Raw genomic sequence first — 26,142 nt, 5'->3', positions numbered from 1 at the left:
CTAGGGCGCTTCTGATGGATCTCCGTGGGAGAAGGAGCGGCGTTCGGTGCGTGCGCTCGGCGTGCGGTGTGAAGGGTCATGTGGCGGAGCCACCTGTCCCTTTGCGCCGTGCGTTGAGGGTGCGTGCCGGGCGTCGCGACGCCGCGGAGATCCGTCAGAAGCGCCCTAGGCGCAGGCCCGGCAGCGGCCCGGCTCCGGGGCGCGGAAGGCGCGGTCGCAGTGGTCGCAGTTCTGGAGGGGGTCGGGGCGGTGCCCTGCGGGCGGCGCGGCCGGGAGTGGTGGCGGCAGCAGCGCGGTGAGGCGGTGCGCGAGCAAGGCCGCCGGTCGGTGGATCGGCTCGGCGGGCAGGTCGGCGGTGAGGGTACGGCGTACGGCTTCCGGGGCGATGTCACGCTCCAGCCAGGCGGCGACGGCCGGGGCGAGGCGGCGGATGTCGCGTTCGGCGAGCAGAAGGCGGGGGTCTTGGCGGCGCAGGTCGGCGAGGAGGGTCGTCGCGGTGCGGTGACAGTCGAGGTCGGGGGTGTTGGGGGTGGGGAGTGGCGGGGCGGTGAGAGTAGTGGAGGTCGCGGGTGCGGGCTCTGCGGCTTCGGGGGCGGGGCGGGGGCTCTGGACTGAACTGGCCCTCATCGCAGGCGGGTTGTTGTACGAGACCGTGCGGGTGATGACCCGGCCGGACGGCAGGCGTTCGCGGGTCCGGGTGAGGTAGCCGTGGCGTTCGAGCTCGCGCAAGGCGGCGGCGATACGGACTTCGCCTTCCGGGAAGCGGTCCGCGAGGCACTTGATCGTGACCTTGGCGCCGACGGGGAGCGACTGGATATGGGTCGCGAGGCCGATGGCCGTGAGGGAGAGTTCGCGGTGCTGCGCCAGGTGGTTTCCGACCACGGTGAAACGGTCGGGGTGGCGTCGGTTGATGTGCCGGATACCGCTGGTGGGAACCGGGGACGACGCGCACGGGGGCGCGTTAAGCTGCTGATCAGCCATCGGGAAGGTCTCGCTTCCTCGGTGGTCAGGCCCTCGCACTGGGATTGGCGTCCCGGCGGGGGCCGTCGCATGTCTTGGGTTGTTTGTCGGGGCCGAGCTTGCACCGTGAAACGGCATATGCGCCAGCCGAGTTGGGGTGGATCACTCTTGTGGGTGAGCGGACGCACCTTGGCGGACGGGGGCTGGGGGCGGTGGGGTGGGTTCTCTCCCTGAGGCCTTTGGTTTTGATGTCGGGCGGTGCCGGGTCCTGGGTGACCGGGTCGTGGAAACCTCGATGCGGTGATGTCGCTGGTTGCGGCCAACTGTCCTGGCATTGTCCCGAGTTGTCCCGGCTGTCCCGGGTGACGGCTGGGTACTAGTGCGCGTTGGGCAAGCACGGTACGTCGGAGGTGGCGCGCATGAGCACGGACAGCGGCAACGGCAGTACGGAACCCGCGGAGGCGGCGGAAGAACCCGGCTGGGACGTCGACCCGGAGGACGAGATCGCCTCGGTGGTCGAGGCGCTCGGGCATCAACAGAAGCGGTGGCGGGAGGCTGCCGGGCTGAGTGCGCCTGAGTTCGCCGACGCCATTGGGTACGGCGAGGACCTGGTGCGGAAGGTGGAGCGCGGGGCGCGGATTCCGCGGCCGGAGTACCTGGACCGGGCGGATGAGGTGCTGGGTGCGAGGGGGTTCATCTCTGCGATGAAGGAGGAGATGGCCAAGGCTCGATACCCAAAGAAGGTACGGGAGTTGGCGAAGCTGGAGGAGCGGGCGGTCGAGGTCCTGCTGTACAGCAACCACGTTCTGCATGGGCTGCTTCAGACGGAGGAGTACATGCGGGCACTGTTCAGCATGAGGCTGCCCGCGCAACCGGAAGACGTGGTGGAGCGGGGCGTGGCCGGGCGCTTGAGTCGGCAGGCCATCTTGGGCCGTGCGCCCGCTCCTGCTCTCAGCTTCATCCTGGAGGAGGTGATACTGCGGCGCCCGCTCGGGGGCAGAATGGTATGGCGCCGCCAGCTCGAACGCCTCCTGGAAGTCGGGAAGTTGCGGAACGTCGCACTCCAGGTGATGCCGACCGACCGCGAGGAGCACGCCGGAATGGGCGGCTTGATCGAGGTGTTGAAGTTCGAGGACGGGACGGCGGTGGGACGGTCCGATGGCGCGTTCAACGGACGTCCGGTCTCCGGCCCGAAACAGCTCCGTATCCTTGAATTGCGGTATGGCATGATCCGGACCCAGGCTCTCCCGCCAGGGGAGTCACTGGCCTTCATCGAGCAAGTGCTGGGAGAGACATGACCCTCAAGCCCACTGCCGGGGACGCCTCCGAGCTGGAGTGGTTCAAAAGCAGCTACAGCAGCAGCGACGACGTGAACGACTGCGTCGAGGTGGCATGGCGCAAGAGCAGCTACAGCAGCAGCAACGAACCCGGCGACTGCGTCGAGATCGCCACCACCCCCGGCACGATCCACGTCCGCGATTCCAAGAACACCCGGGGACCCCAGCTCGCGTTCCCCACCACCGCATGGGCCAACTTCGTGACGTACGCCTCCGAGCTCTGAGCCCTCAACCACACGCGCCCCGCGCCCGGTTGACTCCGGGAACGGGGCGCGGGCGCCGTTGTCAGAAGAAGCGGCGGCTACAGCACCGGCAGGTTCTTCCGCAGCTCAAAGGCCGTCACCTCTGACCTGTACTCCTCCCACTCCTGCTTCTTGTTCCGGAGGAAGAAGTCGTACACGTGCTCACCCAGGGTCTCGGCCACGAGCTCGCTGCGCTCCATCAGCGCGATCGCCTCGCCGAGATTCTGCGGCAGCGGCTCGATGCCCATCGCTCGGCGTTCGGCGTCGCTCAGGGCCCATACGTCGTCGTCGGCGCCCGGCGGCAGCTCGTAGCCCTCCTCGATGCCCTTGAGGCCCGCGGCGAGCAGCACGGCGTACGTCAGGTACGGGTTCGCGCCCGAGTCGATCGAGCGGACCTCGACCCGTGCCGAGCCGGTCTTGCCGGGCTTGTACATCGGGACGCGGATCAGCGCGGAGCGGTTGTTGTGGCCCCAGCAGATGTACGAGGGTGCCTCGCCCCCCGCGCCCGCCGTGCGCTCCGAGCCGCCCCAGATGCGCTTGTAGGAGTTCACCCACTGGTTGGTGACCGCGGAGATCTCGGCGGCGTGCTTCAGGAGGCCCGCGATGAAGGAGCGGCCGACCTTGGAGAGCTGGTACTCGGAGCCGGACTCGTAGAACGCGTTGCGGTCGCCCTCGAAGAGGGAGAGGTGCGTGTGCATACCCGAGCCGGGGTGCTCGGAGAACGGCTTCGGCATGAAGGTCGCGTTGACCCCCTGCTCGAGCGCTACCTGCTTCATGACCAGGCGGAACGTCATGATGTTGTCGGCCGTGGAGAGCGCGTCCGCGTAACGGAGGTCGATCTCCTGCTGGCCCGGCGCACCCTCGTGGTGGCTGAACTCCACCGAGATGCCCATGGATTCCAGCATCGTGATGGCCTGGCGGCGGAAGTCCATGCCCACGTTCTGCGGGGTGTGGTCGAAGTAGCCGGAGTTGTCGGCGGGGGTGGGCCGCGTCCCGTCCAGCGGCTTGTCCTTCAGGAGGAAGAACTCGATCTCGGGGTGGGTGTAGAAGGTGAAGCCGAGGTCGGAGGTCTTCGCCAGGGCCCGCTTCAGGACGTACCGCGGGTCCGCAAAGGACGGGGAGCCGTCCGGCATCAGGATGTCGCAGAACATCCGGGCCGTGCCGGGGGCCTCCGCGCGCCAGGGCAGCACCTGGAAGGTCGACGGGTCCGGCTTGGCGATCATGTCCGACTCGTACACCCGGGCGAATCCCTCGATCGCCGAGCCGTCGAAGCCGATGCCTTCGTCGAAGGCCTGCTCCAGTTCGGCGGGAGCGACCGCGACCGATTTCAGGAAGCCGAGGACATCCGTGAACCACAGGCGTACGAACCGGATGTCGCGCTCCTCCAGAGTCCGGAGCACGAATTCCTGCTGCTTATCCATCTTCCGATTCCACCCATCCTTGCTGGTCAGGCCGCCTGCGTCCGCGCTTTCTCTGCGCTGTGTTCGCGCCGCGTCCGCGCCTGAGGACACATCGGGGCACATGAGCATCCCACCACACGGTTTCGCGCACGTTGCGGGCCATGTGCCGCCCTATGCCCATAGTGCCTGCTGATCGGCGCGGCCGTAACAGCGGGCGTCTCAGACTGGCCCTACAGCCCGCCCCGCTCGCCCATTACGATCAGCGAACCGCTCCACCATGTTCCGCCACGCGCGTCCCACCTCTTTCTGCCGTTTCCGCCGTTTCCGCCGTTTCCGCGAAGGACACATCATGGGTTCCGCCAAGAACACGAGCTCCGCTTCCCGCAAGGCCCGGATAGAGGAGATGCGCCGGGCCGAGCGCTCACGCGACCGCCGGGGCCGCGTCATCACCATCACGCTGAGCGCCGTGGTCGTCGCGGCGCTGGCCGTGGGCGGTTTCGTCCTCTTCCAGAAGGCCGACGACTCCGACACGACGGCCTCCGACGGGAAGTCCGCGCCGACGTTCAAGACGACCGCGGACGGCGAGAAGGTCTGGGACGCGAAGAAGCTGGGCCGCACGCACGTCACCAAGGACGTCAGCTACGCGATGACCCCGCCGGTGGGCGGCGACCACGACCAGGTGTGGATGAACTGCAACGGCGACGTCTACAAGGACGAGCTCCCCGAGCGCAACGCCGTGCACTCCCTGGAGCACGGCGCGGTCTGGGTGACGTACAACGACAAGGCGAAGGCCGCCGACCTGAAGAAGCTCGAGCAGAAGGTCAAGCAGACGCCGTACTCGCTGATGAGCCCGGTCAAGGACCAGAAGGACCCGATCATGCTGTCGGCCTGGGGCCACCAGCGCACGGTGACCGGCGCGACCGACCCGAAGGTCGGCTCCTTCTTCTCGTCGTACGTGCAGGGCAAGCAGACCCCCGAGCCGGGAGCCGCCTGCACGAACGGCAAGTCTCAGTGAGGCGACGTACCTGTTGGGCGGTGGGAGCCGTCGCGACGGTGGTCGTCGCGGCCGGCGGGATCACGGTCGCCGTCGCCGCCTCGTCGGACGGTTCGTCCGCCACTTCCGTCCCGTCCACGAAATCGGCCGACGCGGGCTTCGCCAGGGACATGGCCACGCATCACCAGCAGGCCGTGGAGATGTCGTACATCGTGCGCGACCGTACGAAGGACGAGGAGATCCGGCGTCTCGCGTACGACATCGCCCAGACGCAGGCGAACCAGCGGGGCATGCTCCTCGGCTGGCTCGACCTGTGGGAGCTCCCGAAGGTGCCGGAGGGTGCTCCGATGGAGTGGATGGGGATGGGGGACGTGCCGCCGGGCAAGGACGGTGCGCTGATGCCGGGGATGGCGACGAACACGGAGCTCAAGGGGCTCGGGAAGCTGAGTGGGCGGGCTGCTGAGGTGCGGTATCTGCAGCTGATGACGGAGCACCACAAGGGTGGGGTCCATATGGCCGCGGGCTGTGTGGAGCGATGCGAGGTGGGGGCGGAGGTGCGGCTCGCGCGAGGGATGGTGGCTTCGCAGGAGTCGGAGATCGAGCTGATGGCGGGGTTGCTGAAGGCGCGGGGCGCGAAGGCGTGATTTCCCCGGCCCCGCCCCTTCCCGATGCAGCCGGGAAGGGTCGGGGTCGGGGTCGGGGTCGGGGTCGGGGTCGGGGTCGGGGTCGGGGTCGGGGTCGGGGTCGGGGTCGGGGTCGGGGAAAGAAACCCGCTCACGCCATCCGCAGCAACTCCTCCCGCAACAGCCGCCCCCGCAGCGGCGCCCCCGCCAGAAACCTCTCCACCTCCCCCACCGCGAACTCCCCCAGCCTGCGCACCTCGCTCCCCTGTGCCCCCGCGACATGCGGAGTGACGAGGACATTCGGCAGCACCAGCAACGGATGCCCCGCCGGCAGCGGCTCGGGATCCGTCACGTCCAGGAACGCGTCAAGGCGCCCCGCAGCACACTCCCGCGCCAGCGCCTCCGTATCGACGAGTGAGCCCCGCGCCGTGTTGATGAGGGTTCCCCCGTCGGGCATCAGCCGGAGCATCTCCTCGCTCACCATCCCCCGCGTCTCGGGGAGTTGGGGTGCGTGGACGCTGACGATCGAGCTGCGCCGGCACAGCTCCGGGAGCGGGACGAGCTCGACGCCGAGCCCGGCCGCCTCCTCCCCCGTGACGTACGGATCGGTGAGCAGCACCCGCCACCCCACGTCGGACGCGCGCAGCGAAGCGATCACGCCCCGGCCGATCCGCGACGCCCCGATGATCCCCACGGTCCGCCCGTCGGCGCCCGTCCGCTCGGTGAAGGGCGGCCACCCCTCGGCATAGGCCGCCGCGGTCGACAGCGCCCCCTTCGCCGCGAAGGTGATCGCGGCGAGCGTGTAGGCCACGACGGGCGCCGCGTTGGCGTCCGCCGCCGATGAGACCACCACGCCCCGGTCCCACAGCGCGTCCGTCACCACCGGCTTCACCGATCCGGCGGCATGGACGAGGGCCCGCAGCCGGGGCGCGTGCGCGAGGACCTCCGCCGTGACCGGCGGGCAGTTCCAGCCGGTGATCAGGATCTCCGCGTCGGAGAGCACCGCCCGCGCATCGGCTTCGGTCAGCGACCCGGTGAGCAGGACGGGCGCCAACCGCACGCTACGGGCGAGCCGTTCGCGGAGGTCGGGAGCGAACACCCGCTCCGCCACGTCCGGGCTCATGGCGAGTGCCGTGTTCGGCGGACTGATCTGTGGACCCTGCGGCTCTGCCTGGTCTGACTGGTCTGCCACGCGTGACCATCCCTCGTAGTAACCGGTTACCCAACAGCGTCTGGAGGCTAGGCCGAAGTCGGGACGGTGGTCAAGAGATCGCGGGGCCAAGGGGGTTGACCAAGGTTAGTAACCGCTTTAGATTCCGGTCACCTTGTTCCGACGACGGAGGGGCTGCCGTGTCAGCGGTGACGAAGGACCGGACGGAAACCGAGGCGGTGAAGCCGCCCGGCAAGCGCGGAAACCTGCCAAATGGCAACAAAACCAGGCGTGCTGAGCGATGGAAACGGTTTCGCTCCTCGCGGGTCCTGCTGCTGCTCATGGTGCCGGGAGTCGCGTACTTCCTGGTGTTCCACTACGGCGCGTTCATCGGCAACGCCGTCGCCTTCAAGGAGTACGTCCCCTTCGACGGCCTCTGGGCCAGCCCCTGGGTCGGCTTCGAGAACTTCGACCGGATGTTCGGCGACCCGGACTTCTGGCACGCGACCTGGAACACGCTCTTCCTCGCCGTGCTCCAACTGGTCTTCTTCTTCCCGGTCCCGCTCGGCCTCGCCCTGCTCCTGCACAGCCTGACGTCGGACCTGACGCGGCGCTTCGTGCAGTCGGTGGTCTATCTGCCGCACTTCCTGTCATGGGTCATCGTCGTCGCCCTGTTCCAGCAGGTGCTCGCCGACACCGGCCTTCTCAACTCCGTGCTCGGGCAGGCGGGTCTGCACTCCGTCGACATCATCGGCAACCCGGACGCCTACCCGGCGCTCGTCGTCGCGCAGGTCGTCTGGAAGGACGCGGGCTGGGGCACGATCATCTTCCTCGCCGCGCTGATGCAGGTGGACGAGCAGCAGTACGAGGCCGCCGCGATCGACGGGGCGGGCCCCTGGCGCCGCTTCTGGCACGTGACGCTGCCGTCCATCCGGCCGGTCGTCATCCTGCTCCTGATCATGCGGCTCGGCGACATCCTCTCGGTCGGCTTCGAACAGATGCTGCTGCAACGGCAGTCGGTCGGGCCCGAGGCCGGTGAGGTGCTCGACACCTTCGTCTTCTGGCAGGGCATCGTCGGCGGCGACACCGGATACGCCGCGGCAGCGGGCCTGTTCAAGGGCGTGGTCGGCGCGATTCTCGTCTTCGCGGCCAACAAGGTCGCCCATCGCCTCGGCGAGCAGGGGGTCTACAAATGAGCACGAGCACGAAAACCGCCGGGGCACGCCCCGTACGTCCCATACGTAATGCACGACCCGCACGCCCCGTCCGCCCCGTCCGCCCCGTCCGCCCCTCCTGGATGGAGAAGCCCAAGCCCGTCACCCAAGTGGCCAAGGCCCTGGCGATCGTCACCATCCTGGTCATGGTCTTCGTGCCGTTCCTCGTCATCATCTCGACGTCGTTCGCCTCGAACCGCGAGGTCATCGCCAACGGCGGCTGGGTCCTGTGGCCGACCCACCCGACCCTGCGGGCGTACGAGCAGGTCTTCGAGGGCGGCATCGTCACCAAGGCGCTCGGGGTCAGCGCCGGCATCACGATCATCGGCACCCTCGCCTCGCTCGCATGCACGACGTTCCTCGCCTACGCGCTGAGCCGCCCCAAGGTGTACGGCGGAAAGCCGATCCTGCTGATCGTCCTGTTCACCTTTCTCTTCCCGCCCGGCATGATCCCCGCGTTCCTGCTGGTCAAGGGCATGGGGATGCTGGAAAGCTACAGCTCCCTGGTCGTCCCCCTCCTCATCAACGTCTTCAATCTGGTCGTCCTGCGCGGCTTCTTCCAGGGCGTTCCCGAGGAGTTGTACGAGGCGGCGCGGCTCGACGGCGCGAACGACTGGCAGATCCTGTGGCGGGTCGTGCTCCCGCTCTCCAAGGCGGCCCTCGCGGTGGTCGGCCTCTTCTACGCGGTGAGTTACTGGAACGCCTGGTTCCATGCCTCGATCTATCTGGAGTCCGACCACTGGCCGCTCCAGCAGGTCCTTCGTACGTACGTCATGGGCGGCTCGCAGATCGCCGACACCGGACTGAGCGACGCCGCGAACGTCTCGGCCCCGCAGACGATGCAGATGGCCGTCCTGGTGATCGCCACCGTGCCGATCCTGATCGTCTACCCCTTCCTCCAGAAGTACTTCACCAAGGGCGTGCTCACGGGCGCCATCAAGAGCTGAGCCTCCTCTCCAGCACTCCGAAAGGTTGACACTGTGTCCGGTTCCTCGATGTCGCGCCGTACGCTGCTGCGCTCCATAGCCGTCGGCGGTGCCGCGGTCGCGGCGCCCTCCCTGCTCACCGCCTGCTCCACGGATTCGAGCGGCGGCGGTTCGGTCAGCAACGCCAACAAGAAGGCCACGCCCTGGCCGACGTACACCCCCGCCAAGGGCCCGACCCCCGACCTCGCGCCGACCACCGAAGGCGTGCAGCCCGGCTTCACCAAGTACCCCGAGAAGCTGATCCGGGCGACAGCCGAGAAGCCTGGCACCGGCAAGCAGAAGATCAAGGTCATGACCATCACCTACGGCACCCCGCCGAAGCCGGTCGGATCGAACAAGTTCTGGCAGGCGATGAACGAGGCCCTCGGTGTCGAGGTCGAGTTCTCGGTCGTGCCGGACGCGGACTTCCGCTCCAAGATGTCCACCCTGATGTCCGGCGACGACCTGCCCGACATGATCAACTTCGGTGGCGGTTACGTCCTGCCGCGCGAGTCGCAGTTCGTGAAGTCGCGGTGCGCGGACCTGTCGGAACACCTCTCCGGAGACGCAGTCAAGGACTACCCGAACCTCGCTAACATCCCTACGTACGCGTGGGAGGGCATGGGCCGCGTCTCCGGCCGCATCTACGGACTGCCGGTCGAGCGCGCCAAGGTGCACGGCGCGATGTTCATCAACCGCGACGCCTTCGACAAGGCGGGCTACAAGCCGGGCATGGCGGCTGCCGACTTCCAGACGATGGCGCGCGAGGCCTCGCAGAACAAGAAGTACGCACTCGGCGGTTCCTCGGTCGGCTTCTTCGGCTACCTCTACCACTCGATGTGGCACGGGGCGCCGAACCAGTGGCAGATCAAGAACGGCAAGGTCACCGACATGTACGGGACCGACGAGTTCAAGGCCGCGCTCGAGTACATGTCGAAGATGCGCAAGGCGGGCTCGTACAACTCCGACGCCACCTCGATCTCCCAGGTCGACCTGAAGACGCAGTTCTACAACGGCACGGTCCGCTCGATGACGGACGGCTGGGGCGCGGTCATCTCCAACGCGCAGGGCATCAAGGACGAGTTCACACTGGACGCGGCCGTTCCGTACGTGGTCGACGGCGCGACACCCGGCTACTACCAGAACCGCGGCTGTTTCGGCTACACCGTCATCAAGAAGGCCTCCAAGGACCGCGTCAAGCTGATGCTGCGGGTGCTTGACTGGCTGGCGTCCCCCTTCGGCTCCAAGGAGTACGAGCTGATGCACTCGGGCGTCGAGGGCACACACTTCGAGTACGACAAGAACGGCGACCCGATCCCCACCTCCCTCGGCCTGGTCGAGAACCGCACGAACCTCCCCTTCGCCTACCTCATGGACGCGCCGCAGCCGCTGTACTTCCCCGGCTTCGCCGATCTCACCAAGCGGTTGCACACGTGGGAGAAGGCGGTGGTGCCTCAGCTGGTCCGCGACGACCACTGGGGCCTGATGTCGGACACGTACAACCGGCAGGGCGCGTCCATGCAGCAGATCATCGAGGACGGCGTCACGGCGATCGTCTCCGGCCGCAAGAATCTGTCGGACTGGGACGCCGTCTACAAGAAGTGGCAGGCGCAGGGCGGCAACAAGTCGCACGAGGAGTTCGCGAAGGAGTACGAGGCCGCGCACTGACGCGGGGCGAGCGCGGGATGATGGTCCGGGGCGGGCTGCCGTGGGGGCAACCCCGCCCCGGATTCTGCTACTTGAGCACTTGAGGACTTGAGGAGACACAGTGGGTGAGCGGGTCACCATTCGCGATGTGGCGGCGCGGGCGGGCGTCTCTGTCGCGACCGTCTCGCGGGTCCTCGCGGGCAACTACCCGACGTCGACGGCGTCGCGCGGGAAGGTGCTGCGGGCCGTCAAGGACCTCGACTACGTCGCCAACGCGCACGCGCGCGCGTTGGCGGGCGCGGGCCGCAAGACGATCGCGGTGCTCATGTACGACGTGGTGAGCTCCTTCTACGCGCACGTCGCGCAGGGCGTGGAGATGGAGGCCGCCCAGCGCGGCAGGCTCACGCTGGTCTCGTCGACGAACAGCGATCCGGCGCGCGAGCTCGCGCTGGTGCAGATGATGCGCGAACAGGCCGCCGAGGCCGTGGTGCTGGTCGGCGGGGTCATCGAGGACGACGAGTACCGCGAGCGGATGGCGCGGTACGCGGAGGTGCTCGCGGCGGCGGGCTCCCGGCTCGTCCTGTGCGGGCGCCCGGCGCCCGCGCCTGATGTGCCCGCGCTGGTCGTCGAGTACGACAACGAGGCGGGCGCGTACGCGATCACGAGCCACCTGCTCGGGGCGGGCCACCGCAAGATAGCCATGATCGGCTACCAGCCCGGTCACACGACGGCCGAGGCCCGCATCGCCGGCTACCTCCGCGCGCTCTCCGACCACGGCATACCGCGCGAGGAAGCCATCCTGCACGGCATCGGCTTCGGGCAGAACCACGGGTATGAGGCGATCATGGACCTTCTTAAGAAGGCGGACGGCCGCCCGGACTTCACGGCGGTCTTCGCGGGCGACGACAGGGTGGCGGCGGCCTCCATGGTCGCCCTGCGTGAGCACGGTCTCCGGGTGCCGGACGACATCTCGGTGGTCGGCTACAACGACGACCCCGTGGCGGCGGACATCACCCCGGGCCTGACGACGGTGCACATCCCGGCAGAGGAAATGGGCCGCACGGCGGTACGCCTGGCCCTGGCGGGGGCGCCTCGATCGGGCCAGGAGAGGCATCTCCTGGGGACGCACATCGTGATCCGGGAGAGTGTTCGGGGGCTCCGGGAGGTCCGGGGCGTACGGGAGAGCCGTCCCGCCGGGTGACCGCCCTCACGGTGGCGTGGCCAGTACCGCCTCCGCCAAGCCTTCCGCGGCGTCCCGCATCAGCAAGTGGCCCGACGGTTCCGCCACGCGGAAGGTCGCGTCGAGCGAGGCCGCCAGGGCCCGCTGCCTGGTGAGCCACCCCCTCGCACCACCCCCCGAGTGCGCGGCAAGCACCGTCACGGGGAGCCCTCCGGGGAGGGGGAACTCCCGGCGGAGTTCGGCAAGTTCGACCGCCATGTCGCCGTACGTCGCATACTCAAGGAGCGAGCCCCGCAGTACACGGCTCGCCCCGTAGACCCGCCGCACCGCATCCGCCGATGGCGCCACACCCCCGCGCACCGCCACTCTCCGGAAGAGGGGCCCCACCGCCCGCGGCACCCCCGCCCCGCTCAGTACCGCTCCGCACACCCGGGCCGCCCTCACCCGCGCCCCGCGCGAAACCCGCGCCCTCGGTCTCTCCTCGACGCTGGAGTCGGCCAGGACCAGGCCCGACGTACGCGCCGGATACAGGCGGGCGAACGCCTCGCAGTGGAAGCCCGCGAGCGAGTGCCCGACCACGGTGGCCGGTCCGGGGAAGCCCAGTGCGTCCAGGATTCGCGCGATCCGCTCGGCCTCACCCGCGAGCGTGGGCGGAGGCATGCGCGCGTGCCCGCTCAGCCCCGCCCCCGGCCGGTCGAAGCACACCACCGTCCGCCGCGGGGCCAGCAGCTCCACCACCGCGTCCCAGTCGAACCACGCGAGCCCGAGCCCCGCGCTCAGGAGACACACCGGCCCGCTCCCCGTCACCTCCACGTGGTGCGGCACTCCCCCGATCCGTACGAAACTCATCCGCGCCGCAGCACCGCACGCGCGAGGAACCCCGTCCACACCGCGATGAGCATCACCTGGAGCCGCTGCCCCGCCCCCAACGCCCACGTGCCGTACCCCGCGTCGAAGGCGGCGATGGCGGCCAAGGTCCATGTGGTGGCGGCCAGTTCGAGGAGCACGAGGAGGAGGCCGGGCGGACTCGCGAGGGAGGGCAGGATCCCGTACCGTCGCGCGGCGAGCGTCAAGACCACCATCCCCACCAGCGCCCCCGTCGCCGCGACACTGCTGCTCACCACGTGCGCCGCGTGCGCCGCGGGCACGAGCCCCGCCCGCTCCCTGGCCGCACAGGCGGCGTCAGCGGTCGGCGCGCAGCTCATCGGCAGCCGGGAGTCGACCACAGTGGCCGCCCCGAACAGCGCGATCCCGGCCCACCCCACGACCGTGCCCCACCGGCGCGGCAGCCACAGCAGCGCGCCCACCGCGCCCGCCAGGATCAGCAGCCCGGCGATCAGGTCGGTCGTGCGGAACAGCATCCCGTACGGCTGGTCCTGGGCGGCGAGTTCACTCACGTACGAACTCAGCGTCGAGAGCCCCGTCCCGAGGACGGCTTCAAGGAGCCACGCGCTGTAGGCGACAGCGCCGAGTGTCAGCAGGAGCGGGACGGCGGCGGATCCGACGTCCGCGATTCCACTCCCGGTTGATCCGGTACATGCCGGTTTGTCCGTGATCGTCATGGGCTCATGATCAGTGGAGTACCCGGGGCCCGCATGTCGCCGAATACCCGGCGGGGGTAAGGTTCCGCTCATGGCGGCCACGAAGAGATCAGCGAACGGCAGGCAGCTCCTGCTGCTCGCCGCGCTGCTCTTCGGCATCGTGACGATGCATACGCTGGGCCATCCGACGGGCCACTCGCCGAGCCACGGAAGCGGGACCGAACAGGCCGGGCAATCCGAACGGGCCGAGCAATCCGAACAGGCCGTCGGCCAGCATGAGATGAGCGCGGGCGAGATGGCGTCGGGCAGGTCAGGGGACGCTTCGGCGCACATGCCCGAAGACGCCCCGCACACCCAGGCCCCGCCCCTCGTAGCCGCGTCCGCGCCCGCCGGGACGGGCGGCATGGATCCGCTGTCCGTGTGCCTCGCGGTCCTTGCCGCGTTCACCCTCGTACTGCTGCTGAGGGCTGGGCTGTTGCGGCCCGGTGGCTTCCTCTCCCCCGCGCGGCCGCTCTCCCGGCTGCTCGACGGGCTGCGGCCCAATCCGCCGCCGCCCCGCATACTCCTCTCCCAGTTGTCAGTGCTGCGCATTTAGGCCGACGCACCGGCTGTTTCGTGCTGCCCGCGTTCCGGTGTGGTCCTTGGTGGGAACCTCCGGGCGTCGAGCGGTGTATCAGAAGCAGCAGATGCGCCCATCTGCACGCACCACTACGACGAGGTGTACTCAGCCATGCGCGATCAACCCCTGCGCGCTCAACCCCTGCACACCCCTTCGCGCCGTGCCCTGCTCGGCGCCGCGACAGCCGTCGCCGGTTCGGGAATCCTGACGGCCTGTTCGAACTCCGGCTCCGGCCACTCCGGGCACGGCGGCGGCTCCGAGCCCGAGGGCTATGTCGACCCGTCCGGCAAGGAAGTCGCCGCCGCGGAGAAGAAGCGAGCCGACGGCGGCGGCACGGTCCGTGAGGTGAAGCTCATGGCCATGACGGCCAAGCTCGACCTCGGCGGCCGCACGGCCAAGACCTGGGCGTACGGCGACCGGCTGCCCGGCAAGGAGGTCCGCGTCACCGCGGGCGACACCCTCGCCCTCACGCTGGCCAACCACCTCCCCGAGGCCACGTCCCTGCACTGGCACGGCCTGTCCCTGCGCAACGACATGGACGGCGTCCCCGGCCTCACCCAGAAGAGCATCAAACCCGGCGCCGACTTCACCTACCGCTTCGCGGTCCCGCACCCGGGGACGTACTGGTTCCATCCCCACTCGGGCACCCAGCAGGACCGCGGTCTGTACGCACCACTGATCGTGGAGGACCCCAAGGAGCCCTTGAAGTACGACAAGGAGTGGGTCGTCGTCCTCGACGACTGGGTCGACGGTGTGGACGGCTCGACACCGGACGCTGTCCTCGCCGAGCTCAGCAAGGGCATGAGCGGCCATGACATGGGCGGCCATGACATGGGCGGCAGCGACATGGGCGGCCACGACATGTCCAACATGTCGATGCGCACGAAGGCCTCCCCCGAGCCGTCGGGCTCCCAGGACACTCAGGGCCCCTCCCGCGTGATGATGGGCGCCAAGAGCGAACTGCTCGGCGGCGACGCGGGCGACGTGGCCTACCCCCACTACCTCATCAACGGCCGTACGCCGGACTCCCCTTCCTCGTTCAAGGCCCGCCCCGGCGACCGCATCCGCCTGCGCATCATCAACGCGGGCGGCGACACGGCCTTCCGGGTGGCGCTCGGCGGCCACGAGATGACGGTGACGCACACGGACGGCTTCCCGGTGGAGCACGCGAAGACGGACGCGCTGCTGCTCGGCATGGGCGAGCGCTATGACGTCCTGGTCACCGCCAAGGACGGCGCGTTCCCGCTGACCGCGGCGGCCGAGGGCAAGAAGGCCGCGGCCCTCGCCGTCCTGCGTACGGGCGGCGGCGCGGCGCCCACCCCCTCGACCCGCCCGAAGGAACTGACGGGCCGCCTCCTGACGGCGGACAGACTACGGGCGGCGAAGTCGGTGGCCCTGCCGTCCCGCAAGCCGGACCGCACGATCAGGATCCAGCTGACGGGCGGAATGGCGAAGTACGACTGGGCCTTCGACAAGAAGCCCTACTCCCCCGGCCGGCGCCACCCGGTCCGCGCGGGCGAACGGGTCCGCCTCGTCTTCGCCAACTCGACGACGATGTGGCACCCGGTCCATCTGCACGGCCACACCTTCGCCCTGGCGAACGTGGCGGGCGGCCCTCGCAAGGACACCGCGATCGTCCTGCCGAACGGCACGCTGACGGTGGACTTCGACGCGGACAATCCGGGGCTGTGGATGATCCACTGCCACAACGTCTATCACTCAGAGGCAGGAATGATGACGGTCCTGGGCTACCGCGCCTGACGGCCCTCGACTACCGCGTCTGACGGCCCTCGGCCACCGCGCCTGACCGGCGGGCTCGTGGGGTGCCCCCAGTGGGGCGCCCCACACCCGCCCGGCAGGGCATCGCGTCGCTCTGACGATTACACTGGGGCGCGTGCCTCAACTACGCCTCGCCCTGAATCAGATCGACTCGACGGTCGGCGATCTCGCCGGGAACGCCGAGGCGATCGTCCATTGGACCCGGCACTCCGCCGAGCAGGGAGCGCACCTGGTCGCGTTCCCCGAGATGGTCCTCACCGGCTATCCCGTCGAAGACCTCGCCCTGCGGTCGTCCTTCGTCCAGGCCTCGCGCGACGCGCTGCACGCGCTCGCCGCCCGGCTGAACGACGAGGGGTTCGGAGAGCTGCCGGTCGTCGTCGGCTATCTCGACCGCACGGAGGAGGCCAAGCCCCGCTTCGGCCAGCCCGCGGGGGCTCCGCGCAACGCCGCCGCCGTGCTGCACCGCGGCGAGGTCGTGCTCACCTTCTCCAAGCACCACCTGCCGAACTACGGCGTCTTCGACGAGTTCCGCTACTTCGTGCCGGGCGAGACCCTGCCGGTCGTGCGGGTGCACGGCGTCGACGTCGCGCTCGCCATCTGCGAGGACCTCTGGCAGGACGGCGGCCGCGTCCCTGCGACGCGTACCGCGGGGGCGGGGCTCCTGCTCTCCATCAACGCATCGCCGTACGAGCGGAACAAGGACGACCAGCGGCTCGATCTTGTGCGCAAGCGTGCGCAGGAAGCCGGTTGCACCACCGCCTACCTCGCCATGATCGGCGGCCAGGACGAGCTCGTCTTCGACGGTGACTCGATCGTCGTCGACCGGGACGGCGAGGTCATCGCGCGGGCGCCGCAGTTCGCCGAGGGATGTGTGGTCCTCGACCTGGAGCTGCCCGCCGCCGCTCCCGAGCCGCCGTCGGGTGTCGTGGACGACGGGCTCCGCATCGAGCACGTCACCGTCTCGGACGAGCCCGTCGCCGCCTACGACCCCGAACTCCCCGGCGGGTACGCCGAGCGGCTCGACGACGACGAAGAGGTGTACTCGGCACTGGTCGTCGGGCTGCGTGCGTACGCCGCGAAGAATGGGTTCAGCAGCGTCCTGATCGGGCTCTCCGGAGGCATCGACTCCGCGCTCGTCGCGGCGATCGCCTGCGACGCGCTCGGCGCGCAGAACGTGTACGGGGTCGCCATGCCGTCCCGCTACTCCTCCGACCACTCCATCGGCGACGCGGAGGAGCTGGCGCGGCGTACGGGTCTCAACCTCCGGACCGTGCCGATCGCGCCGATGTTCGACGCGTACATGGGGTCCCTGGGGCTCACCGGGCTCGCCGAGGAGAACCTCCAGTCGCGCCTGCGCGGCACGATGCTGATGGCCATCTCCAACCAGGAGGGCCACATCGTCCTGGCCCCCGGCAACAAGTCCGAGCTGGCGGTGGGGTATTCGACGCTCTACGGCGACTCGGTCGGGGCGTACGGGCCGATCAAGGACGTCTACAAGTCGCTGATCTTCCGGCTCGCCGAGTGGCGCAATCGCGCGGCGGCCGAGCGTGGGCAGACGCCGCCGATCCCGGAGAACTCCATCACCAAGCCGCCGAGCGCGGAGCTGCGGCCCGGCCAGGTGGACACGGACTCGCTGCCGGACTATCCGGTCCTCGACGGGATCCTGGAGCTGTACGTCGACCGCGACCAGGGCGCGGACGCGATCGTCGCCGCCGGTTACGACCGGGATCTTGTCGTGAAGACACTGCGGATGGTGGACACCGCCGAGTACAAGCGGCGGCAGTATCCGCCGGGCACGAAGATCTCCGCGAAGGGCTTCGGCAAGGACCGGCGGCTGCCGATCACCAATCGGTGGCGGGAGAAGTCCGTCTGACGGTAACGGGTGGGTGGGCGGGAAAGATCTGCCGCGAAGCGACGGTCAGTCGCCCACCCGCGTGTCACCCGAGGAGCAACGGGCGTTACCTGCGGGAGGCCGCCTCCCGCACGGGCTCCCCCGAAGCCACAAGGCGCTCGCTGCCCGCCGCGGGCGCGGGGGACCGCAGGTCCACCAGATACGCCACTCCGGCCACCCCGAGGCCAAGCACGGCAAGGGCCGCGCCCGTCACCGCCGGTGAGGTGACCCCGAAGCCCGCGGCCAGAGCGAGGCCGCCGACCCACGCGCCGCCCGCGTTGGCGAGGTTGAACGCGGCCTGGTTGGCGGAGGAGGCCAGGGACGGGGCCGCCGACGCCTTCTCCATGACCATCAGCTGCAGCGGCGAACCCGTGGTGAACGCGGCCATGCCGAGCAGCGTGACCGCGAGCGCCGCGCTCCACGCCGTACTCATGAGGACAGGGAACAGGGCGAGGACCACGACAAGGGCAGTGAGGCCGCCGAAGAGCGTGCCCCGCAGGGAGTGGTCCGCGAGTCGGCCGCCGAGCAGGTTGCCCGCGGTGGCGCCGACACCGAAGAGGGCGAGCAGCAGCGTCACGCTGGATTCGGAGTAGCCCGCCGCGTCCGTGAGCATCGGTGTCACATAGCTGTACGCGGAGAACAGCGCCCCGAAGCCCGCGACGGTCGTACCGAGCGCGAGCCACACCGGAACGCTGCCGAGCGCCCGGATCTCCCCGCGCAGGCCGACGCTCTCGCCGTGGCCGTGGTCGGCGGGTACGAGGAGGGCGAGCGCCGCTATCGCCGCGAGGCCGATCGCGCTGACCGCGAGGAACGTCGCGCGCCAGCCGAGCTGCTGGCCCATGGCAGTGGCGACCGGTACGCCCACGATGTTGGCGACCGTCAGGCCGAGGAACATCAGCGAGACGGAGCGCGCCTTGCGCTCGGGGGCGACGAGCCCCGTGGCGACGACGGCACCGACGCCGAAGAAGGCGCCGTGCGGGAGGCCGCTCAGGAAGCGGGCGGCCATCAGCCAATGGTAGTCGGGGGCCGCGGCCGACAGCGCGTTACCGGCGACGAAGAGCACCATCAGGCCGATGAGCACCCGGCGCCGCGCCATCCGTGCGGTGACCGCGGCGAGCAGCGGGGCGCCGATGACGACGCCGAGGGCGTAGGCCGAGACCAGGTGCCCTGCGGTGGGGATGGATATGTCCAGGTCGTCCGCGACATTGGGCAGCAGGCCCATCATCACGAACTCGGTCGTACCGATGCCGAAGGCGCCCACGGCTAGGGCGAGCAGGGCCAGGGGCATGAAGAACCTTCCGGGGGAGCGCGTGAGGGAGTGGTGTTCCGTAAGTTTACGTCCGGAACAAAGTCTCTCAGGCCCAGTATTCCGCGAGGTTACGAAGGGATGTGCGGTGAGCCAAGCGCGGGGCTCTGCCCGGGGCTCTGCCCGGGGCTCTGCCCGGGGCTCTGCCCGGGGCTCCGCCTGGGGCTAAAGCTCGACCCTTGCCGCGATCGGCAAGTGATCACTGCCCGTCTCCGGCAGCGTCCACGACGACATCGGCTCGACGCCCTTCACCATGATCTGGTCGATCCGCGCCATCGGGAACGAAGCGGGCCAGCTGAAGCCGAAGCCGTCGCCCGCGGCGCCCTGCGTGGAGCGCATCTGGGAGGTGACCGCGTTCAGGGCACGGTCGTTCATGGTGCCGTTCAGGTCGCCGAGCAGTACGACCTTGGAGAGCTGCTCGTCGGCGATCGACTCGCCGAGTGCGTCGGCGCTCGCGTCACGCTGGTTGGCGGTGAAGCCCGCGTCGAGCTTGACCCGTACCGAGGGCAGGTGTGCGACGTACACGGCGACCTCGCCCTTGGGGCTTTCGACCGTCGTCCGCATCGCGCGGGTCCAGCCCAGCTTGATGTCGACGGGCTTGGTGCCGGTCAGCGGGTACTTGCTCCACAGGCCGACCGTCCCCTGCACCGAGTGGTACTTGTACGTGCCCGCCAGGGCCTTCTCGTACGTCGGGACGGCGTCCGGCGTGAGCTCCTCGAGGGCCACGACGTCGGCACCGGACGCGGCGACGTCACGGGCGGTGCCCGACGGGTCGGCGTTCTCCGCGTTCACGTTGTGCGTGGCGACCGTCAGATCGCCGCCGGCGCCGGACTTGTCGCTGATCAGGCCGCCGAAGGAGTTCACCCAGATGACCGCGGGCAGCAGCACGGCGATCATCGCGGTGGCGGACTTGCGGACGAAACCGATGACGAGAAGCGCCGGGAGGAGGACGCCGAGCCAGGGCAGGAACGTCTCGATGAGGCTGCCGAGGTTGCCGACGCCGTTCGGGATCTGTGCGTGGAAGAGCATCACCAGGGCGATAAGCAGCGCGACCGCCGCCGTGACGAGACCGCGCCGCCAGATGCCCCGGTCGCCCCGCCAGCCCTCGGCCAGGCGCCGGAAGCGGGACCCTTGGCGGTCAGGCCCCGAACCGCCGCTGCCCGTCTCCGTCACATACGCCTGCGCCATACGCTCGTCGCCTCACTACCTGCCGTGCCACACCGTCCTCGCCCCTGAAACCCTAGGCGATGAACGGGTGTACTCCCCGCCGTCCGTGACGGCCGTACGGGACCAAGGACGAGCGGGGCGGCACGGCGGGTTCCGCATCCCCCCGCACAACGGGCCGCTGTGACGAAACGCGCACATTCACCCCGTGGGCCGCAGCCCATCGAGAACGGTGTCCACGATCTGCTCGGCGAGGTCCTTGTCGAGCGGCGCGTCGGAACGCAGGAGCGTGCGTACGAGCATGGGGCCGACGAAGAGGTCGTTGGCAAGCACGATGTCGACGTCCGCGCGCAGTTCGCCGTTCTCGACGCCGCGGCGCAGCACACCGATCACGACGCGGCGCTGCGGCTCGATGACAGTCGCCTGATACGCCTCCCACAGCTTCGGCAGGCTCTTCATCTGCGCGAAGACGTTGTGCAGGAGCGCGGAGGACCGCAGGTTCACGCCACGCCTGCGCAGCTGGTCGAGGCAGGTGATGAGGTCGTCGCGCATCGAGTCCCCCGCCAGGTCGGGGGCGGGTTCGTCCATGCCGCGCAGGATGTCGACGAAGAGCTCCTCCTTGCCGCTCCAGCGGCGGTAGATGGTGGCCTTGCCGACACCTGCCGTGCGGGCGATCCGCTCGATGGAGAGGTCGGCGAGGGGCACACCGTCCTCGATCAGCTTGAGGACGCCCTCGGTGATCGACCGCTCCACGGCCTCGCTGCGGGGACGCCCCCGGACGCCTTTGACGATGTGGCCCACATCAACTCCGTCTCTCGCCATCCCCGGTGACTGCCAGGCCGATTGTCCCTTCCCGGCCCGGTGTCCTGATCAGCGCCCGGTGTCCTGGTCAGTGCCCCGCGCCCACCGGGTCGGCCTCCTTCTGCTCCGCCTGCGACTCCTGCGGCGTACGGCCCGGCAGGAACAGGGCGACGACCACGACGCCGATCAGGGCGACTCCCGCGCCGCAGACCGCCGTGACATGCATGGCGTGCAGGAAGGAGTCGTTGGCCGCGGACACGAGCGGTTCGCCGCGCGGGCCGAGCTTCGCCGCGACGCCGAGGGTGGCCTCGATGGACTCGCCCGCGGTGTGCCGCACATCGGCGGGCAGCAGGGTGAGCTTGTCCTCGATGCCGCTGCGGTAGGCCGCGGAGAGCACGGAGCCGAGCACCGCGATGCCCAGGGCGCCGCCGACCTGGCGGAAGGTGTTGCTCAGCGCGGAGGCGGAGCCCGCCTTCTCGCGGGGCAGTGCCTGCATGATGACGACGCTTGCGGGCGTCATGATGTGCGCCATCCCGGTGCCCATCAGGAAGAAGACGACCTCCAGGATCCAGATCGGCGTATCGGCTTCCAGGATCGTGAAGGCGGCGAGCATCGCGGCGACGAGCGTCAGACCGCCCGTGCAGACGGCGCGGACGCCGAAGCGGTCGACGACGAGGCGGGCGCGCGGCGCGAAGATGAGTTGTGCGGCGGCGAGCGGCAGCATCAACAGGCCGGTCTGCAGCGGCGAGTAGCCGCGCACGCTCTGTGTGTAGAACACGGAGAAGAAGGTCACGCCCATCAGCGCGAAGAAGACGAGCGCGAGGGCACTGATCGCCGCCGAGAAGACACGGTTCTTGAAGTACGAGATGTCGATCGACGGGTGGTCGCTGCGCTTCTCGTGCAGGACGAAACCGACGAGCACGACGAGGCCCGCGGCGATGGTCGCGAGGACCGCCGGGTCGGTGAAGTCGGCGAGCTGGCCGCCCTTGATGATGCCGTAGACGAGCAGGACGAGGCCGACGATGGACAGGCCCACGCCGAACAGGTCGATCCGGCCCGGCTTGGGGTCGCGCGACTCGGGCACGAGCCAGATCATCAGGGCGATCGCGGTGATCACGATCGGCACGTTCACCAGGAAGACCGAGCCCCACCAGAAGTGGTCGAGGAGTACGCCGCCGGTGATGGGCCCGATCGCGATGGCGAGGCCGACGCCGCCCGCCCAGATGCCGATGGCCTTGGGCTGCTCGTCGCGCTCGAAGACGTTCATCAGGACGGCGAGGGTGGCGGGCATCACGAACGCGGCGCCGAGACCCATCACCGAGCGGAACACGATGAGTTGGACCGGCGATCCTGACTCGGCGGCGAGCGCTGAACCGATGCCGAAGACGGCCAGACCCGCGAGCAGCACCTTCTTGCGGCCGAACCGGTCGCCGAGCAGGCCCGCCGTGAACAGCAGCCCGGCGAAGACCAGGGTGTAGGAGTTGATGGCCCACTCCAGGTCGCCCTGGGTGGCACCGAGGCCCGTCGGCTCCGGTGTGGAGATCGTCTTGATCGCGACGTTCAGGATCGAGTTGTCGAGTACGACGATCAGCAGGCTCAGCATCAGGACGCCGAGGATCGCCCAGCGCCGCCGGTGGACGGCTTCCGGTATGCGTGGGGTGGTGACGGCAGGGGTTGTCATGCCTTTCACCCTAGGACCATTCCGATACGAGACCGTCTCGTATTGTAAAGACTTTACTCAAAGCCAAAGGGTCCACTAGCGGCAGGGCGGCACGCGATGCCACCATGGAGGAGATCCGGGGACGCCGTCAGGGCGCCTCGAGATGAGAGAAGGAGCCGTTGCGATGACGCAACTTTCGGCTGCCAAGACCCAGCCCGCAGGGCCTGCCGTGAGCCCGTCCACCGACAGCAGCAAGGCGCTGTACGGAGGCAAGAGCACCCGGCGCATCACCGTGCGGGACATCACCGCCGCCAAGGAGCGGGGCGAGAAGTGGCCCATGCTCACCGCGTACGACGCGATGACCGCGTCCGTCTTCGACGAGGCCGGCATCCCCGTGATGCTGGTCGGCGACTCGGCGGGCAACTGTCATCTCGGCTATGAGACGACGGTGCCCGTCACGCTCGACGAGATGACCATGCTGTCCGCCGCCGTCGTACGGGGCACGTCGCGTGCCCTGATCGTCGGCGATCTGCCCTTCGGCTCGTACCAGGAAGGCCCGGTCCAGGCGCTCCGCTCCGCGACCCGCCTGGTGAAGGAGGCCGGAGTCGGCGCGGTCAAGCTGGAGGGCGGCGAACGCTCCCTCCCCCAGACCGAGCTGCTCGTCTCCTCCGGCATCCCGGTCATGTCCCACCTCGGCCTCACACCACAGTCCGTGAACACCATGGGCTATCGCGTCCAGGGCCGCGGTGACGAGGCGGCGCACCGCCTGCTGAGCGATGCGAAGGCGGCGCAGGACGCGGGTGCGTTCGCGGTCGTCCTCGAACTGGTCCCCGCGGAACTGGCCGCTGAGGTCACCCGCTCCCTCCACATCCCGACGGTCGGCATCGGCGCGGGTGCGGCCTGCGACGCGCAGGTCCTCGTCTGGACGGACATGCTGGGCCTGACCGGCGGCAAGATGCCGCGCTTCGTGAAGCAGTACGCGGATCTGCGGTCCGTCATGAGCGGGGCGGCGAAGGCGTTCGCCCAGGACGTGGTGGGCGGGGCGTTTCCCTCCGGGGAGCATGAGGTCCACTAGTACCGCGGGGCGGCTTCTGGCTGCCGCCGTCTGAGCCATAGCGGCACCACCGGCAGCCCGTCGATTCCCCCGTCGACGGGCTGCCCGCTTTCCCCTGCGGGCCGGCCTCTCCCTGCGAACCGGCCTCTCCCTGCGGGCCGCCCATCCCTGCGGGGCCGCCTCTCTCTGCGGGCCGACCTTCCCTGCGGGCCGACCTCTCTCTGCGGGGCAACGTTCCCTGCGGGGCCGCCTTTCTCTGCAGGCCGACCTTCCCTGCGGGCCGACCTTCCCTGCGGGCCGACCTTCCCTGCGGGCCGCACTTCCCTGCGGGCGGCACTTCCCTGCGGGCCGCCCTTCCCTGCAGGCCGCCCTTCCCTGCGGGCCGCGCGGGTCTGTCCTGTCCGCCGCTTCGCGGCGATGTCTCCCACCCACCCACCCGATTACCCCGGGGTGATCGGGTGGGTGGGTGGGGAAGATCCACCGCGAAGCGGTGGGACAGGGACCGCGAAGCGGTGGGACAGGGACCGCGAAGCGGTGGGACAGGGAACGCGCAGCGGACCGGGAACGCGAAGCGGCGAGGCAAGGAACGCGCAGCGGACAGGAACCGCGAAGCGGTGGGGCAGGGAACGTGGAGGGGCGGGACAAGGCGGGGGCCGCTCAGCCCCACCGGCGAGGTGTCGGCGCTCTGTCGGTGGTTTGTCGGTGGCAGCTGAGAACGTACTCGCATGACACGAATCGACAACACCCCCGGCGGCGCCGGAAGCGCCGTCACCGTGAGGGGACTGGTCAAGCACTACGGCGAGACCAAAGCACTGGACGGCGTGGACCTCGACGTACGCGAAGGCACCGTCCTCGGCGTGCTCGGGCCGAACGGCGCCGGTAAGACCACCCTCGTTCGCTGCCTCTCCACCCTCATCACTCCGGACTCGGGCTCGGCCTTCGTCGCCGGGTACGACGTCGCCAAGCAGCCCCGGCAGCTCCGCCGGGTCATAGGCCTCACCGGCCAGTACGCATCCGTGGACGAGAAGCTCTCCGGGCGCGAGAACCTCTACATGATCGGGCGGCTCCTCGACCTCTCCCGCAAGGAGTCGAAGTCCAGGGCCGACTCCCTGCTGGAGCGGTTCTCCCTCACGGAGGCCGCGGGACGTCAGGCGAAGACGTACTCCGGCGGTATGCGCCGCCGCCTCGACCTCGCGGCGTCGATGATCGGCAGCCCGTCCGTCCTCTACCTGGACGAGCCGACGACCGGCCTCGACCCCCGCACCCGCAACGAGGTGTGGGCCGAGGTCAAGCGCATGGTCGGCGAAGGCGTCACCGTGCTGCTCACCACCCAGTACATGGAGGAGGCCGAGCAGCTGGCGTCCGAGCTGACGGTCATCGACCGCGGCAAGGTCATCGCCAACGGCGGCATCGACGAACTGAAGGCCAAGGTCGGCGGCCGCACCCTGCGGGTCCGCCCCGCCGACCCGCTGGAGCTGCACCCGCTGGCGACCATGCTCGACGACCTGGGCCTCACCGGCCTCGCCACATCGACCGTGGACGCCGAGACCGGCACCGTGCTGGTCCCGATCCTCAGCGACGAGCAGCTCACCGCCGTCGTCGGCGCCGTCACCGCGCGCGGCATCACGATCGGCTCGATCGCCACCGAACTGCCCAGCCTGGACGAGGTGTTCCTCTCCATCACGGGCCAGAAGGCCAGCGCCCCGCAGGACACCCGCCCCGCCGAACTCGAGGAGGTCGCCGTATGAGCGCCACCACCATCGCGGCCCCCCTCGCCAAGGGCGGCCAGGAAGACGGCCGTATCGGCCTGCGCGCTCACGCGCGACACACCGGCGCCCTCGTCCGCCGCAATCTGCAGTGGATCCGCGCGGATCCGGAGTCGATGTTCGACGCGGTGCTCATGCCGATCGTCTTCACGCTCCTGTTCGTCTATGTCTTCGGCGGCTCCATCGGGCAGGCGCTCGGCGGCGGTCAGGACGCGTACGTGCAGTACGTGGTCCCGGGCATGATGGCGATGATGAGCATGAACATCGCCATGGCCGTCGGCACCGGCTTCAACCAGGACTTCCAGACCGGTGTCATGGACCGCTTCCGCACCCTGCCCATCGGCCAGGGCTCAGTTCTCTTCGCCAAGATCGCGGTAGAGCTGATGCGGATGCTCGTCGCGATCACGATCATGATGATCGTCGGCGTCCTGGTGGGCTTCGACATCACCAACTGGGGCGGCCTTCTCGCTTCCGTGGGCCTCACCGCGCTCTTCGGCTCGTCCATCATGTGGATTTTCCTGGTCCTCGGCGTCACGATGAAGAGCGCCCAGTCCGTGCAGGGTGTGGGCTTCCTGGTCCTGATGCCGCTGCAGTTCGGTTCGTCGATCTTCGCGCCGACGCAGTCGATGCCGGGCTGGCTGCAGGGCTTCACCGACTACAACCCGCTGTCCGCGCTCGCGGACTCCGCGCGCGGCCTGATGGTGGGCGGCCCTGTCGCCCACGACATCTGGGTGACGGTGGGCTGGTCGGCGGTGCTCACGCTGGTGATGGCGCCGATCGCGATCCACAAGTTCCGCACGAAGAGCTGAGTACGAAGAGCTGAGTTACGAAGAGCTGAGCACGGACTCG

Annotated in this window: 23 protein-coding genes; 14 read left to right on the top strand and 9 right to left on the bottom strand. The window is 69.4% G+C overall.

Annotation, left to right across the window (positions count from 1 at the left end):
* Window positions 1–165 precede the first annotated feature (165 nt).
* Window positions 166–981: a helix-turn-helix domain-containing protein gene (locus tag ACGFSB_RS04310; protein WP_393393703.1), complete on the bottom strand. Its 816-nt coding sequence runs from the start codon at window positions 979–981 to the stop codon at window positions 166–168.
* 398 nt (window positions 982–1,379) lie between these two features.
* On the opposite strand from ACGFSB_RS04310, the gene ACGFSB_RS04305 reads away from it, so the two are divergent.
* Window positions 1,380–2,258: a helix-turn-helix domain-containing protein gene (locus ACGFSB_RS04305; protein WP_393393701.1), complete on the top strand. Its 879-nt coding sequence runs from the start codon at window positions 1,380–1,382 to the stop codon at window positions 2,256–2,258.
* Window positions 2,255–2,521: a DUF397 domain-containing protein gene (locus ACGFSB_RS04300; RefSeq protein WP_393393698.1), complete on the top strand. Its 267-nt coding sequence runs from the start codon at window positions 2,255–2,257 to the stop codon at window positions 2,519–2,521. Before ACGFSB_RS04305 ends, ACGFSB_RS04300 begins: the two co-directional genes overlap by 4 nt.
* 77 nt (window positions 2,522–2,598) lie before the next feature.
* On the opposite strand, the gene ACGFSB_RS04295 is transcribed toward ACGFSB_RS04300, so the two are convergent.
* Window positions 2,599–3,960, bottom strand: coding sequence for a glutamine synthetase family protein (locus tag ACGFSB_RS04295; RefSeq protein WP_383278048.1), 1,362 nt, complete (start codon window positions 3,958–3,960; stop codon window positions 2,599–2,601).
* Between the two features lie 328 nt (window positions 3,961–4,288).
* Here ACGFSB_RS04295 and ACGFSB_RS04290 point away from each other — a divergent pair, with 328 nt between their 5' ends.
* Both ACGFSB_RS04290 and ACGFSB_RS04285 read left to right on the top strand, forming a co-directional pair.
* Window positions 4,289–4,954, top strand: coding sequence for a DUF3105 domain-containing protein (locus tag ACGFSB_RS04290; protein ID WP_393393694.1), 666 nt, complete (start codon window positions 4,289–4,291; stop codon window positions 4,952–4,954).
* Window positions 4,955–4,974: 20 nt separating this feature from the next.
* Complete coding sequence (locus ACGFSB_RS04285; protein WP_393393691.1) at window positions 4,975–5,577, top strand: DUF305 domain-containing protein; 603 nt, start codon at window positions 4,975–4,977, stop codon at window positions 5,575–5,577.
* 130 nt (window positions 5,578–5,707) lie between these two features.
* On the opposite strand, the gene ACGFSB_RS04280 is transcribed toward ACGFSB_RS04285, so the two are convergent.
* Window positions 5,708–6,679: a hydroxyacid dehydrogenase gene (locus ACGFSB_RS04280; RefSeq protein WP_393393863.1), complete on the bottom strand. Its 972-nt coding sequence runs from the start codon at window positions 6,677–6,679 to the stop codon at window positions 5,708–5,710.
* A gap of 227 nt (window positions 6,680–6,906) precedes the next feature.
* On the opposite strand from ACGFSB_RS04280, the gene ACGFSB_RS04275 reads away from it, so the two are divergent.
* The 4 genes from ACGFSB_RS04275 (at window position 6,907) to ACGFSB_RS04260 (ending at window position 11,733) form a co-directional block, all read left to right on the top strand.
* Complete coding sequence (locus ACGFSB_RS04275; protein WP_393393688.1) at window positions 6,907–7,902, top strand: ABC transporter permease; 996 nt, start codon at window positions 6,907–6,909, stop codon at window positions 7,900–7,902.
* Window positions 7,903–8,003: 101 nt separating this feature from the next.
* Window positions 8,004–8,867, top strand: coding sequence for a carbohydrate ABC transporter permease (locus ACGFSB_RS04270; RefSeq protein WP_393393860.1), 864 nt, complete (start codon window positions 8,004–8,006; stop codon window positions 8,865–8,867).
* Between the two features lie 48 nt (window positions 8,868–8,915).
* Window positions 8,916–10,553: a sugar ABC transporter substrate-binding protein gene (locus ACGFSB_RS04265; protein WP_393393686.1), complete on the top strand. Its 1,638-nt coding sequence runs from the start codon at window positions 8,916–8,918 to the stop codon at window positions 10,551–10,553.
* 100 nt (window positions 10,554–10,653) lie between these two features.
* Window positions 10,654–11,733 (top strand): LacI family DNA-binding transcriptional regulator, encoded by a 1,080-nt coding sequence (locus tag ACGFSB_RS04260; RefSeq protein ID WP_393393684.1) that lies wholly within the window; start codon window positions 10,654–10,656, stop codon window positions 11,731–11,733.
* A gap of 6 nt (window positions 11,734–11,739) precedes the next feature.
* On the opposite strand, the gene ACGFSB_RS04255 is transcribed toward ACGFSB_RS04260, so the two are convergent.
* Window positions 11,740–12,561 carry an alpha/beta fold hydrolase gene (locus ACGFSB_RS04255; protein ID WP_393393681.1) on the bottom strand — a complete coding sequence of 274 codons (822 nt, stop codon included), beginning with the start codon at window positions 12,559–12,561 and terminating at the stop codon, window positions 11,740–11,742.
* Complete coding sequence (locus ACGFSB_RS04250) at window positions 12,558–13,274, bottom strand: DUF998 domain-containing protein (RefSeq protein ID WP_393393678.1); 717 nt, start codon at window positions 13,272–13,274, stop codon at window positions 12,558–12,560. Before ACGFSB_RS04250 ends, ACGFSB_RS04255 begins: the two co-directional genes overlap by 4 nt.
* A 70-nt stretch (window positions 13,275–13,344) precedes the next feature.
* On the opposite strand from ACGFSB_RS04250, the gene ACGFSB_RS04245 reads away from it, so the two are divergent.
* The 3 genes from ACGFSB_RS04245 to ACGFSB_RS04235 all read left to right on the top strand — a co-directional run bounded on the left by ACGFSB_RS04245 (window position 13,345) and on the right by ACGFSB_RS04235 (window position 17,524).
* Window positions 13,345–13,848 carry a hypothetical protein gene (locus ACGFSB_RS04245; RefSeq protein WP_393393675.1) on the top strand — a complete coding sequence of 168 codons (504 nt, stop codon included), beginning with the start codon at window positions 13,345–13,347 and terminating at the stop codon, window positions 13,846–13,848.
* 135 nt (window positions 13,849–13,983) lie between these two features.
* Window positions 13,984–15,633: a multicopper oxidase family protein gene (locus tag ACGFSB_RS04240; RefSeq protein ID WP_393393673.1), complete on the top strand. Its 1,650-nt coding sequence runs from the start codon at window positions 13,984–13,986 to the stop codon at window positions 15,631–15,633.
* Between the two features lie 133 nt (window positions 15,634–15,766).
* Window positions 15,767–17,524 (top strand): NAD+ synthase, encoded by a 1,758-nt coding sequence (locus tag ACGFSB_RS04235; protein WP_393393670.1) that lies wholly within the window; start codon window positions 15,767–15,769, stop codon window positions 17,522–17,524.
* 85 nt (window positions 17,525–17,609) lie between these two features.
* Here ACGFSB_RS04235 and ACGFSB_RS04230 read toward each other — a convergent pair whose 3' ends face one another.
* The 4 genes from ACGFSB_RS04230 to ACGFSB_RS04215 form a co-directional block, all read right to left on the bottom strand.
* Window positions 17,610–18,830: an MFS transporter gene (locus ACGFSB_RS04230; RefSeq protein WP_393393667.1), complete on the bottom strand. Its 1,221-nt coding sequence runs from the start codon at window positions 18,828–18,830 to the stop codon at window positions 17,610–17,612.
* A 183-nt stretch (window positions 18,831–19,013) separates the two neighbouring features.
* The gene (locus tag ACGFSB_RS04225) at window positions 19,014–20,036 is read right to left on the bottom strand and encodes an endonuclease/exonuclease/phosphatase family protein (protein ID WP_393393664.1); all 1,023 of its coding nucleotides are present in this window, start codon (window positions 20,034–20,036) and stop codon (window positions 19,014–19,016) included.
* A gap of 177 nt (window positions 20,037–20,213) precedes the next feature.
* On the bottom strand, window positions 20,214–20,834 hold the full coding sequence (locus tag ACGFSB_RS04220; RefSeq protein WP_393393662.1) for a TetR/AcrR family transcriptional regulator: 621 nt from the start codon (window positions 20,832–20,834) through the stop codon (window positions 20,214–20,216).
* Between the two features lie 67 nt (window positions 20,835–20,901).
* Complete coding sequence (locus tag ACGFSB_RS04215) at window positions 20,902–22,494, bottom strand: MFS transporter (RefSeq protein WP_393393659.1); 1,593 nt, start codon at window positions 22,492–22,494, stop codon at window positions 20,902–20,904.
* A 163-nt stretch (window positions 22,495–22,657) separates the two neighbouring features.
* On the opposite strand from ACGFSB_RS04215, the gene panB reads away from it, so the two are divergent.
* From panB to ACGFSB_RS04200, 3 genes are all read left to right on the top strand, one after another.
* Complete coding sequence (gene panB / locus ACGFSB_RS04210) at window positions 22,658–23,548, top strand: 3-methyl-2-oxobutanoate hydroxymethyltransferase (RefSeq protein ID WP_393393656.1); 891 nt, start codon at window positions 22,658–22,660, stop codon at window positions 23,546–23,548.
* A 704-nt stretch (window positions 23,549–24,252) separates the two neighbouring features.
* A complete protein-coding gene (locus ACGFSB_RS04205) occupies window positions 24,253–25,275 on the top strand; it encodes an ATP-binding cassette domain-containing protein (RefSeq protein ID WP_393393654.1) in 1,023 nt (340 codons plus the stop codon).
* Complete coding sequence (locus ACGFSB_RS04200) at window positions 25,272–26,102, top strand: ABC transporter permease (RefSeq protein WP_393393651.1); 831 nt, start codon at window positions 25,272–25,274, stop codon at window positions 26,100–26,102. Before ACGFSB_RS04205 ends, ACGFSB_RS04200 begins: the two co-directional genes overlap by 4 nt.
* The last annotated feature ends 40 nt before the right edge of the window (window positions 26,103–26,142 follow it).

The organism is Streptomyces sp. NPDC048441 (assembly GCF_043200235.1).
Taxonomy (GTDB): Bacteria; Actinomycetota; Actinomycetes; order Streptomycetales; family Streptomycetaceae; genus Streptomyces.
Note: the sequence above shows the minus strand (reverse complement) of the source record. Positions and strands in the feature narration are given on the sequence as shown.